This is a genomic window from Paenibacillus sp. Soil787 (assembly GCF_001429545.1).
Classification (GTDB): Bacteria; Bacillota; Bacilli; order Paenibacillales; family NBRC-103111; genus Paenibacillus_E.
In genome coordinates this window covers 52,501-68,899 of the sequence record NZ_LMSP01000010.1, presented here as the reverse complement: position 1 = coordinate 68,899, position 16,399 = coordinate 52,501, and the positions used below count along the sequence as shown (strand labels likewise).

General features: G+C 44.9%; 18 protein-coding genes. 8 read left to right on the top strand and 10 right to left on the bottom strand.

What is annotated here, in order from left to right; all coding sequences use genetic code 11:
* Positions 1 to 12: 12 nt before the first annotated feature.
* From hflX to ASG93_RS11710, 4 genes are all read left to right on the top strand, one after another.
* Positions 13 to 1,272: a GTPase HflX gene (gene hflX / locus ASG93_RS11725; RefSeq protein ID WP_056832082.1), complete on the top strand. Its 1,260-nt coding sequence runs from the start codon at positions 13 to 15 to the stop codon at positions 1,270 to 1,272.
* Positions 1,273 to 1,341: 69 nt separating this feature from the next.
* A complete protein-coding gene (locus ASG93_RS11720; protein ID WP_056832081.1) occupies positions 1,342 to 2,046 on the top strand; it encodes a Crp/Fnr family transcriptional regulator in 705 nt (234 codons plus the stop codon).
* A 58-nt stretch (positions 2,047 to 2,104) separates the two neighbouring features.
* Positions 2,105 to 2,710, top strand: coding sequence for a peroxiredoxin family protein (locus ASG93_RS11715; protein ID WP_056832079.1), 606 nt, complete (start codon positions 2,105 to 2,107; stop codon positions 2,708 to 2,710).
* Between the two features lie 827 nt (positions 2,711 to 3,537).
* Positions 3,538 to 5,091, top strand: a complete 1,554-nt coding sequence (locus ASG93_RS11710; protein WP_056832078.1) for a phospholipase D-like domain-containing protein — start codon at positions 3,538 to 3,540, stop codon at positions 5,089 to 5,091.
* Between the two features lie 161 nt (positions 5,092 to 5,252).
* Here ASG93_RS11710 and ASG93_RS11705 read toward each other — a convergent pair whose 3' ends face one another.
* Positions 5,253 to 5,966, bottom strand: coding sequence for a 2OG-Fe(II) oxygenase (locus ASG93_RS11705; protein ID WP_056832076.1), 714 nt, complete (start codon positions 5,964 to 5,966; stop codon positions 5,253 to 5,255).
* Between the two features lie 268 nt (positions 5,967 to 6,234).
* Between ASG93_RS11705 and ASG93_RS11700 the strand changes: the two genes are divergently transcribed.
* Genes ASG93_RS11700 through ASG93_RS11690 form a run of 3 tightly spaced genes read left to right on the top strand, consistent with a single transcriptional unit; the run spans position 6,235 to position 7,546 of the window.
* Positions 6,235 to 6,720 carry an SRPBCC family protein gene (locus ASG93_RS11700; protein WP_056832074.1) on the top strand — a complete coding sequence of 162 codons (486 nt, stop codon included), beginning with the start codon at positions 6,235 to 6,237 and terminating at the stop codon, positions 6,718 to 6,720.
* A 40-nt stretch (positions 6,721 to 6,760) separates the two neighbouring features.
* Positions 6,761 to 7,159 (top strand): DoxX family protein, encoded by a 399-nt coding sequence (locus ASG93_RS11695; protein ID WP_056832072.1) that lies wholly within the window; start codon positions 6,761 to 6,763, stop codon positions 7,157 to 7,159.
* 57 nt (positions 7,160 to 7,216) lie between these two features.
* Positions 7,217 to 7,546, top strand: a complete 330-nt coding sequence (locus tag ASG93_RS11690) for an ArsR/SmtB family transcription factor (protein ID WP_056832070.1) — start codon at positions 7,217 to 7,219, stop codon at positions 7,544 to 7,546.
* Positions 7,547 to 7,631: 85 nt separating this feature from the next.
* Here the strand turns inward: ASG93_RS11690 and ASG93_RS11685 are convergent, their stop codons facing one another.
* Entirely contained in the window at positions 7,632 to 8,501 is an 870-nt protein-coding gene (locus ASG93_RS11685) for a LysR family transcriptional regulator (RefSeq protein ID WP_056832068.1), read from the bottom strand.
* 114 nt (positions 8,502 to 8,615) lie between these two features.
* Between ASG93_RS11685 and ASG93_RS11680 the strand changes: the two genes are divergently transcribed.
* Positions 8,616 to 10,019 (top strand): MFS transporter, encoded by a 1,404-nt coding sequence (locus ASG93_RS11680; RefSeq protein WP_056832065.1) that lies wholly within the window; start codon positions 8,616 to 8,618, stop codon positions 10,017 to 10,019.
* A gap of 137 nt (positions 10,020 to 10,156) precedes the next feature.
* Here ASG93_RS11680 and ASG93_RS11675 read toward each other — a convergent pair whose 3' ends face one another.
* The 8 genes from ASG93_RS11675 to ASG93_RS11645 all read right to left on the bottom strand — a co-directional run bounded on the left by ASG93_RS11675 (position 10,157) and on the right by ASG93_RS11645 (position 16,069).
* Entirely contained in the window at positions 10,157 to 10,663 is a 507-nt protein-coding gene (locus ASG93_RS11675; protein ID WP_056832063.1) for a hypothetical protein, read from the bottom strand.
* Positions 10,664 to 10,757: 94 nt separating this feature from the next.
* Positions 10,758 to 10,847, bottom strand: coding sequence for a YjcZ family sporulation protein (locus ASG93_RS34115; protein WP_082614862.1), 90 nt, complete (start codon positions 10,845 to 10,847; stop codon positions 10,758 to 10,760).
* Positions 10,848 to 10,944: 97 nt separating this feature from the next.
* Entirely contained in the window at positions 10,945 to 11,394 is a 450-nt protein-coding gene (locus tag ASG93_RS11670; RefSeq protein WP_056832061.1) for a DUF1569 domain-containing protein, read from the bottom strand.
* Between the two features lie 102 nt (positions 11,395 to 11,496).
* A complete protein-coding gene (locus ASG93_RS11665) occupies positions 11,497 to 12,204 on the bottom strand; it encodes an ABC transporter ATP-binding protein (protein WP_056832059.1) in 708 nt (235 codons plus the stop codon).
* Positions 12,197 to 12,985, bottom strand: coding sequence for an ABC transporter ATP-binding protein (locus ASG93_RS11660; protein WP_056832056.1), 789 nt, complete (start codon positions 12,983 to 12,985; stop codon positions 12,197 to 12,199). The genes ASG93_RS11665 and ASG93_RS11660 overlap by 8 nt, the downstream gene beginning before the upstream one ends.
* Positions 12,975 to 13,925, bottom strand: a complete 951-nt coding sequence (locus tag ASG93_RS11655) for a branched-chain amino acid ABC transporter permease (RefSeq protein ID WP_056832054.1) — start codon at positions 13,923 to 13,925, stop codon at positions 12,975 to 12,977. Before ASG93_RS11655 ends, ASG93_RS11660 begins: the two co-directional genes overlap by 11 nt.
* A gap of 13 nt (positions 13,926 to 13,938) precedes the next feature.
* Positions 13,939 to 14,814 (bottom strand): branched-chain amino acid ABC transporter permease, encoded by an 876-nt coding sequence (locus ASG93_RS11650; protein ID WP_056832052.1) that lies wholly within the window; start codon positions 14,812 to 14,814, stop codon positions 13,939 to 13,941.
* A gap of 67 nt (positions 14,815 to 14,881) precedes the next feature.
* Entirely contained in the window at positions 14,882 to 16,069 is a 1,188-nt protein-coding gene (locus tag ASG93_RS11645; protein ID WP_056832050.1) for an ABC transporter substrate-binding protein, read from the bottom strand.
* Positions 16,070 to 16,399 lie beyond the last annotated feature (330 nt).

Below are 16,399 nucleotides of genomic sequence, written 5' to 3'. Positions count from 1 at the left end.
GGATGATGAACGATGGAACAACTGAAAGAGAAAGCGATTATCGTCGGGGTCCATATTTTGAACCACCCTAATTTTGCATACTCCATGGAAGAACTGAAGAACCTGGCCGCAGCATGCCACATAGAGGTAGTTGGTCAGCTAAACCAGAAAGTCACCCGTGTGGTTCCCTCCCATTACATCGGAACGGGTAAAATCCAAGAATTATCGCAGCTAATTACTGAGCGGAACGCATCCGTCGTCATTTGTAACGATGAGCTGTCCCCTTCCCAGATTCGAAATCTGGAATCGTCTCTTGCATGCAAAATCATTGACAGGACGATCCTCATTTTAGACATTTTTGCGGAACGCGCTCAAACTAGGGAAGCCCAGCTCCAAGTTGAGGTTGCTCGACTTCAATACATGCTTCCAAGACTCGTAGGACTTCGTGAATCGTTAGGTCGTCAAGGAGGTGGGGCTGGCCTTAAAAACCGGGGATCTGGTGAGACTAAGCTTGAACTCGACCGCCGTAAAATCGAAGACCGCATCACCGCTTTGCAATCCGAACTGGAGAAACTCGTAGCCCGTCGTCAAACTCAACGAAAGCAGCGCCGTAAAAATGAGGTCCCTGTTATTTGTCTTGTCGGCTATACCAACGCGGGCAAATCAAGCTTAATGAACGCCATGATCGAGTTGTACAATCCGCAGGCGCATAAGCAAGTCTTTGTCAAAGACATGTTGTTCGCCACATTGGAAACATCCGTTCGAAACGTTAACTTGCCAGACAGTAAATCATTCTTGTTAACTGATACCGTAGGATTCGTAAGCCAGCTTCCCCACCATTTGGTTAAAGCTTTCCGATCTACGTTGGAAGAAGTCGCAGAAGCCGATCTGCTGATTCACGTCGTAGACATTGCCAACCCGGAATACGAACAGCACATTGACGTTACAAATGAAACGTTGAAGGTACTAAGAGCGGATCGAATTCCCATGATTTTTGCTTATAACAAATCCGACTTAACTGAGCATGCCTACCCGCTGTTAAAAGATGATTTCGTCTACCTCTCCGCCCAGCAGAAGCGCGGAATCGAGGAGCTCACTCAACTGATTCGCGAACACATTTTTCAGAATTACATGGAATGTGAAATCGTGATTCCTTATGAACAAGGCCGATTAGTGGCCTATTTCAATGAACATGCCCATGTTCATTCAACGAACTATGAGCCGAATGGTACCCGTCTTAAGTTAGAGTGCCGAGTATCCGATTTTGAACAGTATCGAGATGACTTCCTTTGAGTGACTAGTCACAGCACGCATCGATCCTGTAAAATAAAGATATCAATCTATCCGATCGGAGAATCCCTCATGACAAAGGTCTTCCCTGAGTTGCATACCCTGTCCGACATTTTCCCCTGTTTCGAAGCTATCCCAGCTAATGAATGGGCCGCTGCGGAGCCTCGGGTTAGAACATTTTCTGCTAAATCGACCTTATTTCGTAATGAGGATGCCGCTGAGTATGCCTTGTTCCTCATTGCAGGAACAGTACAAATCTCGAGTGTGACCGAAGGGGGACGTGAAGCACTTTCCAACCGGCTGTCGGCCGGTGATATATGCGCCATTATGGTGCTAAGCGGTTTAAGCGAGCGCGAATACCCCGGCACCATTACGGCGGAGACCGAGGTGACGGCCCTATTCGTGGCGAAGAGCTCGTTTATACGATGGATTCAGGTGTATGCGCCTATTCGGAATGCGGTATTTGGCAACATTTTGGATGGGTTTATCCGTATGGGCAGCATCCTTTCAAGTAAAATGGAGCAGCCGCTGGACTCTCGGCTCGCCGGAACGTTGTTGAGGCTGACGTTGGAGCAACAGCCGACCGTCCAGATTACACATCAGCAGTTAGCTGTCGAACTAGGTTCCGCCCGTGAAGTAGTCAGCCGCGTTTTGAGCCGAATGCAGAAGAAGAATTGGATCGCTATGGGACGGGGTTGGGTATCGGTTCGGCAGCGGGGAGAATTGATGGAGCTCGTTGGTGACCAAGTCACAGAAGGCAAGAGCATCTCATGGTAAAGTAAAGTCAGTCGGGCCAGACTAAGGTTTACCCATTACATGGCTAGGAGGCTTATCAATGAGAATTCCATTATCTAAGGGGGATCTCGCCCCTGATTTCACGTTCACAGGTGTCGACGGAGTTCCTCTCCAGTTGTCCGATCTTCGAGGACGTAAGGTACTGCTCGCGTTCTTTCGCAATGCCGGCTGCGCGATGTGCAACTTGCGGGTGCGGCATTTCATCCGGCGCTACAACCAGTGGAGCCTGCAAGGACTAGAGATAGTAGCGGTGTTCGAGTCTCCGGAAACTAACATGTCCCCGTATGTCAACCTGCAGGAAGCGCCATTCCCGTTAATTGCTGATCCTCAAGCCACTCTCTATGACCTATATGGCGTCGAAGTGTCCGAGGAGAAGGTGCAAGCGACAATGGCTGATACGAATACAGAGAAGTTCGTAGCTGAGGCGGCGGCTGAAGGTTTTGCTTTGATTCGGGAGGAAGGATCCAACTTCTACCGCATCCCGGCCGAATTCTTGATCGACGACAACGGCATCATACAGGATGCGCATTACGGCCAACTTGTAATAGATCACTTACCGCTCGACGTTATTGACCGTTTTGCTGCTGGTAATTACGGCGCAGTCGATTCAGGAGTGTCTGTTGAATCTAAAGTGAAGCCGGGATAGAACAGGTGATTTACTTAGGTTTCATTCAGATTGTGGCATGCTCACATATGCGACAAAAGGTTGGCACTTTCAATACACGACAAAGGCGAATTGTTGTCAAAACACGAATAAGACTTTAACGTCGGTACACACCCGGTGTTAAGGTCTTTTCTTTTTGCGATTTCTGCGAAAACTTCATTATTGTTTACCTAACAAATTCAGATTGTTATTATCATGTAATCTAATCAGTTTCTTATTATATAGTTTTAACTTGGTTTCAAAGTTGGCTCTATTTTGCTCAAAGTCCCGTGTCCATTCATACATCATTTTTAACATCATCAAATCCGATTTATAATGACATTTTTCAAACTGGATCTCATAAGCTATGTGGTCTCTGCATTACATTGGAGAAAATCCAATAAAATATCAATTCGGGCTTTGGATATCCGACTTTGATTGGAGAAAATCCAATAGAAACTAACATTTACTATGAATATTAGCGTTTTGAGGCAATTCGATTGGAAATAATCCAATGTTAGATGTCATTGTTAGGCCTGAATGGGAAAATCAGTGGATAAAATCCAATGGTTCAAGCAAACGCGAGGCCTCCAAGCTGTTTCTGGAAAGAACAGAATCTCCCTTCGGGTGAATAAACACTTCTAGCTGTGCACTCCAATGTCTCAAAACTAGGGAATCTGCGGAAACCAGAACGTTTCAAACATTTGATTGGGAGTAAATTTCTATATATTTATTTAACATTTTTCGGCTACTCCCATAACAAATTCATCATATTCTATAAATTGAGTCTTTCTCGTAGGAAGACAACAATATAGAAGAAGGTGAATTTCTTGTTTATTGTAAAACCATTCAAGGATAAACGACTCTGTCGTCCTTCAGGGACGAGCGCGTTTGTCAAGGTAGATGCGAAGCAAAAGTATAAAACTTATACTTTCTTATCTACTAAAAAAATGCTAGTTCCTTTGCAAGCAGTACTCCTTACCCTCGGAATCATGCTGCCATTAAATCAGACTGTGGTTCAAGCTGTTACCTATGACACTGAGACCGTTTCTTTCGGTCCCGGGACAGGTACCAATCTTGTTGACGCTTTTATCCCGGTTATTGATGGGGCTACAACTAGCTTTGACGGTGCATTTTATGAAATTCGCTATCAACCATTTGTAGATGCTGTTATTCGTGCCAAAAACCGAGGTGTGAATATTCGTATCGTCACAGATTCCGACTACATCACAAACACATTTACTCAACAGCTGATAAATGCAGGTATTAGTGTAAAAGGCGATAACCGCAGCGCGCTAATGCATAATAAATATGCGATCATTGATGGGCAAAAGGTCTGGATGGGCAGCACAAATGTGACCGATACTTGTAATGCCAACAATTTTAATAACACGATTCTTTGGAATTCCTCAAGTCTTGCGAATGTGTATAAAACGGATTTTGAAGAGATGTATGTATATGGTCAATTCACCAAAACCGCATCCCCATCTACGCCGGCTCAGCAAAAAGTAACGATTAACACATCAACCGGCAGCTTTCCAGTTGAAGTTTATTTTGCACCGGAAGATAATCCTATTCAACCTCTCATTGATGTTGTGATCAATGCCAAATACAACTTATACTTCGATTATTTTTCCTTTACAGATGATAACCTAAGAACGGCCATCATTAATGCTAAAACTCGTGGTGTTAATGTCGAGGGTATTTTCGATTTGAGCCAATATGGTTCTAACGGACCTTACGGAGAACTAGCTTATCTAGCAGATGCTGATATTCCAGTAAGTATTGCTGACAACCCATATGGCGGAAAGCTGCATGACAAGGTACTGATAGCAGATAAAGGTTATATGACAGGTGTTGTCGTAACGGGTTCTTTTAATGCAAGTGCGAATGCCAACGACACGAACAGTGAAAACTTGATGATTATTCATGACAAAGCAACGGCGGACAAATATTATGCAGAATTCTTGCGTATTCGCGGTTCTTATGGCAGGGGTACAGCATCAATCGATAAAGTTACCGTTCCAGCAGCATCTGCACAAACAGTCAAAGTAACGCTGCGCGCTCCCTCTACTTATCCTATTACCAAAGTTAAAGTTATGGCGCCTCCGAAATGGCCAGACCCAACTGCAGCTAACGTCACGGCTGTAAAAAGCGATGGAACCATACTGAGCGGCAATTTGTCTTTTTCCGGTAATTATCTGTATTTAAATAATGCTGGACTTAGCGGGAATCAGAGTGTGACTTTTACATTTACTAACTGGATGGCACCCACCATTGTTGGGGATTACACCTGGTATGTTGAAACAGTAACAAGCAGCGCAACAGATCCTAATGATTATTTACCAGTAAATTTTCAAGCAGCTACTTTGGTTGTTCAATAAAATTCAAACGGGGGCTGTCCCAATAGGGTTATAGACCTTGAGGGTATCTATCTTGAAGATGATTACACGAATCCATGAGGACCTCCGCCAATCGGGGGCTGTCCTTTTGGGACAGAGTTGTTCTCTGCGGAACGAGAAGGCGCTAAAGTGGACTATGCTCATTACTTCGCATCGTGAAATATAATACCCAAACTATATCTTGTACCCGTTGTAACAGTGCTTACACCGTGTCGAAGAGTTGTTTTATAATAGCCGCGCGTTCCCAAAACGGGACGATGATTGGTTGGAAAAATCAGACCTTCCCCTTGTTTCAGTGTGATGACATGGCCTCTACTTTGCGCCCTCGGACGCTGCTCCACCAATAGTAACTCCCCGCCTGTGAAATCTACTTCTCTTTGATTAAGAGCGAATACGACCTGAAAAGGAAAAAATACTTTCCCATACAAATCTTGATGCAGACAATTGTATCCCCCGGCCTCATATTTCAGGATCAATGGGGTTGGACGGTTCTGCCCCTCTTGATGGCATTGATCAAGGAATTCCGTTAATGTTGCCGGAAAGGAAGCCTTATGCCCCAATTGTTCTAGCCAGCGATTAGCTGTTATGGCAAGTTCCGGATACAAACCTTCGCGCAGCTGTTGAAGCAAAAAAGGAAGAGGCGCGTTGTAATATTTGTACTCCCCGACCCCGAAGCGGTAACGGGCCATGTCAATGGTCGATCGAAAGCGGCCTTCTTCCTCGTAAGTGCTAATAATTTCCTTACATTCCGTATGGTTTAACAAGCCAGGTAATTTGGCATAACCGTGCTCGTCCAGCGATTGTTGGATGAAATTCCAGTCCAGATCAGCCGATCTTTGCGATAGATTCTCAGGCATGCTGTAAGCCCCCTCTTTGCTCGTATCGTTACTCTGCGTACAGTATAACCCCGAAAGTCAGCTTTTGTACGCATTCTCGAATGAAACAGCAAGATAACGAAATTGTTAACTATCGTTCTATGTTAGACGGAATAAAATTTATGGTCGCCTAGTTTGATACGAATTCTATATCTGAAAATAACTCATAAATATTCCTTTACAGGAATATTCCTATTGTGGTATATTCAATACAGAAAGCAAGAACAAACAAAATTTGGAGGATGGTTATATGAATAACGCTCAGGAATCGAATAACACGCTCACATCCATTGTAGGTCAAGAACTCCGTGTCACCCGTATCTTTCATGCTCCGAGGGAATCGGTTTTCAAGGCTTGGACGGATCCGGAGCATTTGCCGAAATGGTGGGGACCCAAGGGCTTTACGACTACGGTTCAAGAAATTGATGTTAGAACAGGCGGGGTATGGCGTTACATTATGCATGGTCCGGATGGCGTCGATTATGATAATAAAATTGTCTACCACGAGATCGTGAGCCCCGAACGACTCGTATACGCCCATGGCGGGGGTGATGAAGACGAACCATTTCATGTGACGGTCACGTTTGCGGAGCAGGCTAATACAACGACAGAGCTCACGATGACGGCGCGCTTCAAATCTGCCGCTGATCTAGAGAAAGCGGTCAAGGAATATGGAGCCGTCGAGGGCGCCAAATCAACAATGGATCGTCTCGAGGAGCAACTGTCCGCTATGTAAGAACCAATATCAAATTATAAATCGAAGGGAGTAATATTTTATGAAAAAAACAAAAGTTATGTATTGGATTTTTACAGGTTTGTTGGTCGTCTTAATGGGCTTTGGTGCTATCCCAGATATCCTCTATGCAGCAGATGCTGTTGCCTTATTTGCTCATTTAGGCTATCCCTCTTACCTCCTGCCCTTTCTGGGCGTAGCCAAATTATTAGGTCTTGTAGCGATTCTGATTCCTGGCTTTCCGAGAATAAAGGAATGGGCTTATGCCGGGCTTACATTTGACCTTGTCGGTGCCATGTATTCAAATATCGCGGTGGGCGATCCTGTCGGCGGCGCGGCGTTTTTCATCATCGGATTTGTTATCATCGGCGGGTCTTATGTGTGTTATCATAGGAAACAAAGAGCTGCATCAGTTAGCCAGCCACCCCGCTTAGCGGCATAAACCGAACTATACAAGAACTTCCTTGCCCGTATATGTTGAAGGAAGGAGCGCATGAACATGGGCTTGAACACAACAACCTGGAGCGCACTAGCAGAGCCCAACCGATTGCACATCGTCGAACTCCTGCGGAGCGGTCCCCTCACCGTAGGGGAAATCGCCGAGCGCCTCAGCCTCCAGCAGCCACAAGTTTCCAAACATCTCCGCGTCCTAAGCGACGCGGGGTTTGTTGAAGTACAGCCCAGTGCCAATCGGCGCATTTATAAGCTCCGGGCCCAGCCCTTCGTAGAAATGAACACCTGGCTGGAATCTTACCGCTGCATGTGGGAGGAGCGCTTCGATCGTTTGGATGAATATTTGAACGAATTGCAGGGAAAGGGAAAGCAGTAGGGAGTCTCTCCCCGCTTCCACACAAAAAAGACACCTTCTCGGGTGTCTTTTTTAGTGGTGAAGCATGATTAAATTGCCTGTTTGGTTATCGACCAAAATATTCTACAACGACCTCACGGAATTCCAGAGCAGCCCGCGAGATGTACCGATTTCTGTGCCGTAATAAAGCAATCTCCCGTACCAATTCGTGTTCCTCTACGTGAAGATAGTGGATATGTTCCCTTGAATTCATTGCCGTGCTTGGTATGAAGGCAATGCCAATTCCGGCTTCCACAAGAGCACTTAGCCTGGCAGGCTCATTTCCCTCAAACACATAGTTAGGTGCAAATCCAGCCGATTTACATACGGAATCTGTTAAATCGCGAGTACTGTAGCCTCTCTTTACACCGACAAACCATTCATCCTTAAGTTCTGCCAAAGTTACGCTGCTTCGGTCTGCCAGCCGATGCCCCTTTGGAACAGCTACAAGGATGGGGTCGACAAACACGATTTGACATTCAATGTCATCCCCTTGTATGGGAGGTGAGGACAAGCAGAAATCGACCTCTCCTCTATGAAGAAGCGTAACCATTTCCTGCGTGGTCAGCATTTGCACATGAAATTGAATATGGGGATGCTTTTTCCGAAACTCTCGAAGGATATTTGGCAACGTGCTTGCGTTCGTCACCGCCAATTCGATTGTACCATGTTCCGGGCTGGATAAATCGCTAATCTCTTGCTTCCCCTGTTCCAATTCAAACAAAGCCCTTTCCGCACTGCGAAGGAATCTGCTTCCGAACTCATTTAATCGCAGCTTCCTCCCCGTTCGATCGAATAGAGGAACCCCTAGATCCTCCTCCAGGCGCCCAATCGTTTTGCTTAGTGACGATTGAGTAATATGCAGACTTCGTGCTGCTTCGGTCACATGTTCCAATCGAGCTACTGCGAGAAAATATTGCAGCTGAAGAAGTTCCATTTCGTCCCCTCCATTCATTCCTTCAAGTCAATGAAATCATAACATAAAATGCGTTGGAATAAATTATCGATTTCAGGTAGGATGACATCAATACACTTAGAGAGGTGACCAAAAATGAATGCTCGCAGCAGGTGGTTGATGATTTCCGTTGGCCTTGGGATACTATTGAACCCATTAAATTCTTCCATGGTTTCAGTTGCTATTCCAAGGCTGCAAAATGTGTTCTTACTTGACTTTACAGTTATTTCCTGGATTATTTTTTCTTTCTATATTGCGAGTGCTATCGCTCAACCTGTCATGGGAAAGGCCAGCGATTTATTCGGTCGCAGGAAGATATTTCTTACCGGACTTATTGTAGCCTTCGTTGCATCCTTATTAGCTCCACTATCACCAATCTTTGGGTGGCTGATCGTATTCCGCATTGTGCAATCTATCGGAACAAGCATGATGGTTGCGGTTGGAATGGCCATTGTGCGAATTCATATTACGGAGAAACAAGCGACTGCGCTGTCTGTTTTGTCCATATTCCTATCCGGAGCAGCAGCCATTGGACCTTTTATTGGCGGGGTCATCATTCACTGGTGGGGCTGGCCTGCTATCTTTTTCGTCAATATTCCGTTCGTGGTGATGAGCTTTCTATTATCTTGGCGGCATATTCCTAAGGACGAACCGTTAACATCCGTTGCGCGGGGCATGTCCTGTCGTAAATGGTTTGATTTGATTGACGCGTCAGGGATCCTGCTATTCACAGTGGGTCTGGTTGCTCTGCTCACCTCCTTACTTTCAGCAAAATCATCTGGGCAAATCTCATTAAGCAATATTATGCTCGGGCTGATAGGCTTCGTGCTGCTTGTCGCTTTCGTACGACATGAATTAAAAGCGAAGTCACCCTTTATTCCTTTGCGCACATTCGCCGAATATCCTGCGATGACTTGGGTCAATGTCGAATTCATGCTCGTTAACGTCCTTTTTTACTCGCTCTTTTTCGGGCTTCCGTCCTACTTGCAAATGGTACGTCATGTCAACGAGTTCCATACAGGGATTCTAATGCTTAGCTTAGGCTTGTGCTCGCTCGTTACTTCTCCAATAGCAGGCCGATGGATCGATAAATCAGGACCCAGGCCGGCACTGCTTGTGTCCGCAATACTGATGACACTCGGGTCCGTGTGGATCGTGACATTGAATCAAACTTCACCGGTTATTAGTAGCTGTTTGGCTTTAGCTGCATTCGGTATTAGCAATGGGCTAAACAATGTCGGTATGCAAGCGGCCTTGTTCAAAAGCTCTCCAAAAGAACTAATCGGTGTAGCATCCGGATTATTTAATACATCAAGATACCTGGGAACCATTCTCTCTTCATTGTTGATAGGCATCGTAATGGGAGGTAACTTCAGCTTCGAAGGATTTAGATTGCTAGGGATTATCCTCACAGTAGTTGCATTGTCCTTGGTATTCATGAGCCGGCGACGGGAGTCAAGGCAATTGGAAGAGTCCGTAGTTTCACCAGGTTCAAATTAGATAAAAGTCAAATCCTGTCTCCGTTCTAATATGGCCGCGCCGCCATAAAAGACAAAAACCGCACAGCATCAAGGCTTTGCGGTTCTTGTCTTTTTTATTTTCTCCCGGCAATATCTTGCGTACAGAAGTCTACTTTCTCAAATCGAAAAATTTTTCATCAATGGCATGATAAAAGAAATGACTCCCATCCCCAGCTTAAAAAAGCTGCCTATGTTACCAAAGAACCCTCCACCCCCGGCAGTACCTGCTGCAGGACCACCTTTACCAAGTCCACCCAGCAATCCGTTAGAGCCGCCTCCAAATAATCCCCCAGAACCCCCGCCACCAAGAAGGCCAAGCATGCTTCCTAATCCGCCTCCGCCAAGTAAGCCTCCCAAACCTCCTAAGCTGGATATTTGTGCTTTAGCTTTGACTTTATTTCGGGGGAGCTTCCGATTTCCCTTGAACCCTTGAAGAATGACTTGGTCACCTTGTAATTCGTTTAGAACTCCGTAATATAGAGAACCGTTCTTGAGCACTACACATACTGGTGTTCCTAAGTTCTCTTTAACTTGCGAAGAGATAGAGGGCGATGATGCAGGAATGGCTTTTTGCCCGACTTTCACACTTCTGTACTTTCTTTTGCGCTGCTGTAAAGTTTTCATTCCCAGCTCACTCATCCTTTTAAATGAAATCATATAACAAGAAAGACGGCGGCCATTGTTGGCTTCCGTCTTTTCTTATTGGATTAAGGAAATATTAAATTACAAAAGATGATGTGATGATTACCAAAAGAATAAAAAGAACTAAGATAAATGCGCTTGAACGTCCATAACCTACTTCGCTCATGTTGACTCATTCCCTTCAGTAATTTTTCACTACGGTATAATTATATGTACGGTACATATCGCTTGCTTGTATATATGCCATGGAGGCAATCGCCGGATTAAACACCAAATTGTCTTAAATGATGGTCTAGATGTTTATAAATTCCTTTACCCCATTGCTCATTAGTGAATTTTCCAAAAAAAGGATGTGGATGGGGTGAACATTTATCTGGACCGTTACTTTGGTAAGTTAACATCTTTTGTTTCAGTTTTTCTTTTTCTGTCTCAAAATCTTTGTCATCTAAAATACGTATGGTCGAAATTGTTGACATATTGTGTGGTGTTGGCTTGTCATTATATAACATAGGTTTCAAAAACCTTCCTATTAACCTTCCTAGCCAATCTCTAGGGGGAAAGGAATTTCCCATTGCGATATCTTGAAACGATGAGCAGTGAGCCAACATTTGAGCAACATTCATTGTACCCCATTGTGGTTTTAAATTTGGACTTAAATTCTCGATACGGTTCAGTATTTCCACTGTATGCATATGGTTGTATATATTTTTCATTAGTAATACCGTCTTAAGAAAAACGCCAAGCCGATCACGTTCGAAGGCTTGGCGTATATTTTCTTTAAAACGTTGGCAGGCCCCGTCCAGAGCTGCCGCTCTTTAATGACCGCCAAGATAAGCCTGTTTCACCTGGTCACTGGACTGCAACTCAGCAGCCGTTCCCGAGATCACGACTTTTCCGGTTTCAATCACATAAGCGCGATGAGCAATGGATAGCGCCATATTCGCATTTTGTTCGACCAGCAATACTGTCGTACCGGTGCGGTTGATTTCTACAATAATTTCAAAAATGGTTTTAACCAACAATGGCGCAAGGCCCATGGATGGTTCATCCAGCAAAAGCAGCTTAGGGCGTGCCATTAGCGCCCGACCCATAGCAAGCATTTGCTGCTCGCCGCCGGATAGCGTACCTGATAACTGTTTACGACGCTCCAGAAGTCTAGGGAACAACCGATACACGTTCTCCATATCTTCGCGAATGCCGCGTTTATCTGTTCGCAAATAAGCCCCGAGCTCCAGGTTTTCTTCAACGGACATGTTAGCAAATACGCGGCGGCCTTCCGGTACATGAGAGATTCCCGCTTTTACTATCTCTTGTGCAGGCTTGCCCGCAATAGATCTGCCCATGTACTGGATATCACCTTGCTTAGGTTTAAGGAGACCGGACAATGACTTCAGAAGTGTGCTTTTGCCTGCACCATTGGCACCAATTAAGGTGACAATCTCGCCTTGATTCACTTCCAAAGAGACCCCCTTCAGGGCTTGAATGTTGCCGTAATATACACCCAGTTCATCAACTTTAAGCATCGCCGCTCTTCACCTCCTCACCTAGGTATGCCTCAATGACCTTGGGATGATTGCGGATTTCATCAGGCGTTCCTTGTGCTATGAGCTGTCCATGATCGAGCACATAAATCCGTTCACAGATACCCATTACTAATTTCATATCGTGTTCAATTAACAGGACTGTTAACTGAAATTCCTTGCGGATAAACGCAATAAGCTCCATCAGTTGATGTGTCTCTTGCGGGTTCATCCCGGCTGCCGGTTCATCCAGAAGGAGCAGCTTCGGACCTGCGGCTAATGCGCGAGCTATTTCCAATCGTCTTTGCTGGCCATAGGGCAAATTTTTGGCGATTTCATCTTTATAGGACTCTAACTGAAAGACCCGGAGAAATTGCAATGCTTTCTCTTCGATTTCTTTCTCTCCGGCAAAATGTGAAGGAAGGCGCAAAATAGAGCTCATCATCGAATGCTTAGACAAAGAGTGATAAGCGACTTTGACGTTATCGAGTACGGACAATTCATTAAAGAGACGAATATTCTGGAAGGTCCGACTAATCCCGCTTCGTGTAATTTGATAAGGTGCAAGTCCATTCAACCTCTTGCCATCGAACAGAATATCGCCTTCCGTTGGCACATATACACCCGTCAGAAGGTTAAAACTAGTCGTTTTTCCCGCTCCATTGGGGCCAATCAGACCAATGAGTTCTCCTTGATGAATTTCCATATTAAATCCAGATACCGCTTTTAATCCACCGAACTGAATGCCGGCATCTTTTACCCGCAGCAAAGGTTTATTTGCCATGCAAACGTCCTCCTTTGCCAAACGACCATTTGCCTAAGTAAGAAGTGATTTCTTTAGTTCCCATCAAACCTGTTGGTCGATACAGCATGACAACAATCAGTATGACGCTGTAAATGACCATCCGAGTTTCCGGATAGCTCTGCAGAAAGGTGGAAACGATCGTCATCAATATCGCGGCAAGCACCGCGCCGGATAAGCTTCCCAATCCGCCAAGCACAACGAAAATCAAAATATCGAAGGACTTCAAAAAGCCAAAGTTCGTCGGCTGAATGATATAGAAATTGTGCGAATATAAACCGCCGGCAATACCTGCAAAAAACGCCCCAATTGCAAAAGCGACAACTTTATAATACGTCGTGTTAATCCCCATCGCATCCGCGGCGATTTCATTTTCCCGGATCGAAATACAAGCTCGGCCATGCGTGGAATTCGTAAAGTTCATAATGACAAGTAAGGTAATGAACAGACAAAGGAAGGCATATGTCCAATTGGTCAAATGTGCAACCTGCATCCCAGCTGCCCCGCCCACATAATCAATGTTTACGAACACAATGCGGATGATCTCCCCAAAACCGAGTGTAGCAATTGCTAGGTAGTCACCTTTTAGCCGCAAGCTCGGAATGCCAATCAGCAAGCCCGATGCTGCTGCAATTACGCCTCCAATAACTAAAGCAAGCGGAAAAGGAAGCTGCAGCTTCGTACAAATTGCGGCCACATAAGCACCTACGGCCAAAAAACCTGCATGACCAATAGAGAATTGACCTGTAATCCCGATGACCAGATGCAAGCTGACGGCGAGAATAATATTAATCACAATAAAGATTAACGTATTCGAATAAAAAGCATTCAATATGCCTGTGCTTATGAGGAACTGAACAAGGCCATATACAATAATGGAAACAATAAGGAATAACCAAAATAATCCGTTAGTTTTTTTCATACTCGTCCGTCACCTACACTTTCTCTCGAGTATTTTTACCCAAAATGCCTGACGGCTTGAAGATGAGAATTAAAATCAAAATAATGAATGCAGCAGCATCCCGCCAGTTGGAGTAGCCCAGTGCACTAACCAACGTTTCAACCAAGCCAAGGACAAGTCCACCGATCGCAGCTCCCGGGATAATACCAATACCGCCTAACACAGCCGCAACGAATGCTTTCAAGCCTGGAATCACGCCCATGAGCGGCTCGATCTTCGTATAGTAGATCCCGAAAATAACCCCTGCCGCACCTGCTAGAGCAGAACCAATGGCAAAGGTAGCCGAGATCGTCCGATCCACATTAATGCCCATCAAGCGAGCGGCTTCCGCATCGTGGGATACGGCCCTCATCGCTTTTCCGATTTTCGTACGGCGAACAATGAATTGCAGAATAATCATTAAGAACACTGATACGCAGAGAATGAAGATTGAAGCGCTGCTGATCGTTGCTCCCAGAAATTTATAGCTTTGATTCGGCAATACTTGCGGAAACGCTTCTGGCTGAGCACCACGCAAATAGATAGTTCCGTATTCAATTAGAAGGGAAACCCCGATCGCTGTAATCAGCGCTGCTATTCGGCTCGCGTTGCGCAAGCGCTTGTATGCAATTCTCTCAATAACGACACCAAGAAGCGCGCAGATAATCATAGCGATGATCAGAGCCGGGAAGAAGCCTAAACCAGCGTACTTAATAGCATAGAAGCCGATAAACGCACCGACCATGAACACATCACCATGCGCAAAGTTAATGAGGCGAATAATACCGTAGACCATCGTATAGCCTAATGCGATAAGCGCGTAGATACTGCCAAGTGAGATTCCGTTAATAATCTGCTGTATCCAATCCATATTCTTCAATCCCCTTCTGAAAATGAAAACGGGTGAGGGAGATTCCCCCACCCATGCTAAACACGTATTAAGGATTAACTTTTGTTTCGAACTGTTGCTTACCATCTTTATACTTTAATACTGTTGCAGTTTTAATCGGGTTATGCTGGTTGTCAAATGTAATTTTCCCGGAAACTAAAGCCAAATCTTTTGTTTGCGCCATAGCATCCTTAATTTTCGCTCCATCAGTCGAGCCGGCACGTTTGATACCGTCTGCGATCAGGTAAACTGAGTCATAGCCAAGTGCGTTAAAAGCGTCCGGGGATTTGTTCTCGTATTTGCCTTTAAATGCTGTAACAAAGTTTTGAATCGTTTTGTCCGGATCTTCGGAAGAGTAGTGATTCGTAATAAATGTATTATTCAGAGCCGCAGCGCCTGCCAGTTCAACCAGCTTCGGAGAATCCCAACCGTCTCCGCCCATGAATGGAACCGTGATCCCCATCTCCCGTGCTTGCTTGATGATCAAACCAACTTCTTCGTAGTAGCCTGGAATAAAGACAAACTCTGGATTCGCTGCTTTGATACGAGTCAATGTCGCGCGGAAGTCTGTATCTTTCGCTACATAAGATTCTTGAGCGACTACAGTACCTCCAGTTTTTGAGAAAGTATCTTTAAAGGAAGATGCAAGTCCTTTCGCGTAATCACTCGCGTTGTCTGCAAAGATTGCCGCCTTCTTCACGTTCAAGTTTTTAGCTGCAAAGTTCGCAGCAACGTTACCTTGGAAAGGGTCAATAAAGCAAGTACGGAAGATATAATCATTGACTTTGCCGCTCGTTCCTACAGTTACGTTCGGGCTTGTGCCAGAAGGTGTCAGCAATACCGTTTTGTTATCAGTAGCGATTTGAACCTGTGCTACCGTGTCTCCGCTTGTTGCTGCGCCAATAATCGCGGCCACTTTATCTTGGCTGGTTAATTTAATAGCTGCATTAGTTGCTTCGGCTGCCTCTGACTTGTTGTCAGCTTTAATAATTTCGATTTTCTTGCCATTGATTCCGCCATTTTTATTAATTTCTTCTGCCCCGAGCTCGATACCTTGTGCAATGGATTGTCCGTAAGAAGCAACAGCCCCTGAAAGCTCCAAGTTAGCTCCAATTTTAATAACATCACCTGAGCTGCCGGACCCACTTCCCGCTGCACCGCAACCAGTCAGCAGTCCCGCCAACAACGATGCACTTATGACCGAATACGAAACTTTCCCCAAAATATTCTTCTTCATGATATTCCCCCATTGTAGATTTTTTAAGGATAAATAAATAAACAAGTTGACTTACCCAGCAAGTTCAACTCGCAAATCAATTAACCGACTGTCAATTATACTATAACAAAGTTCACAAGTTGTCTATAATTTCGTCAAAATTTTAGACAGAATGTCTAGTGCTTTGTTGTTCTCTCATATTTATACATATATAAGATGTTGTAACTTGTAAAACGTCAGCAATGTAAAACACCCCTTAACTTATTTGATAAGTTAAGGGGTGTTTTGCATATATAATGGGAGATTCCAGCCAGTAACCGACCCGACGGCTCAGCATAACATGCTAGGCCG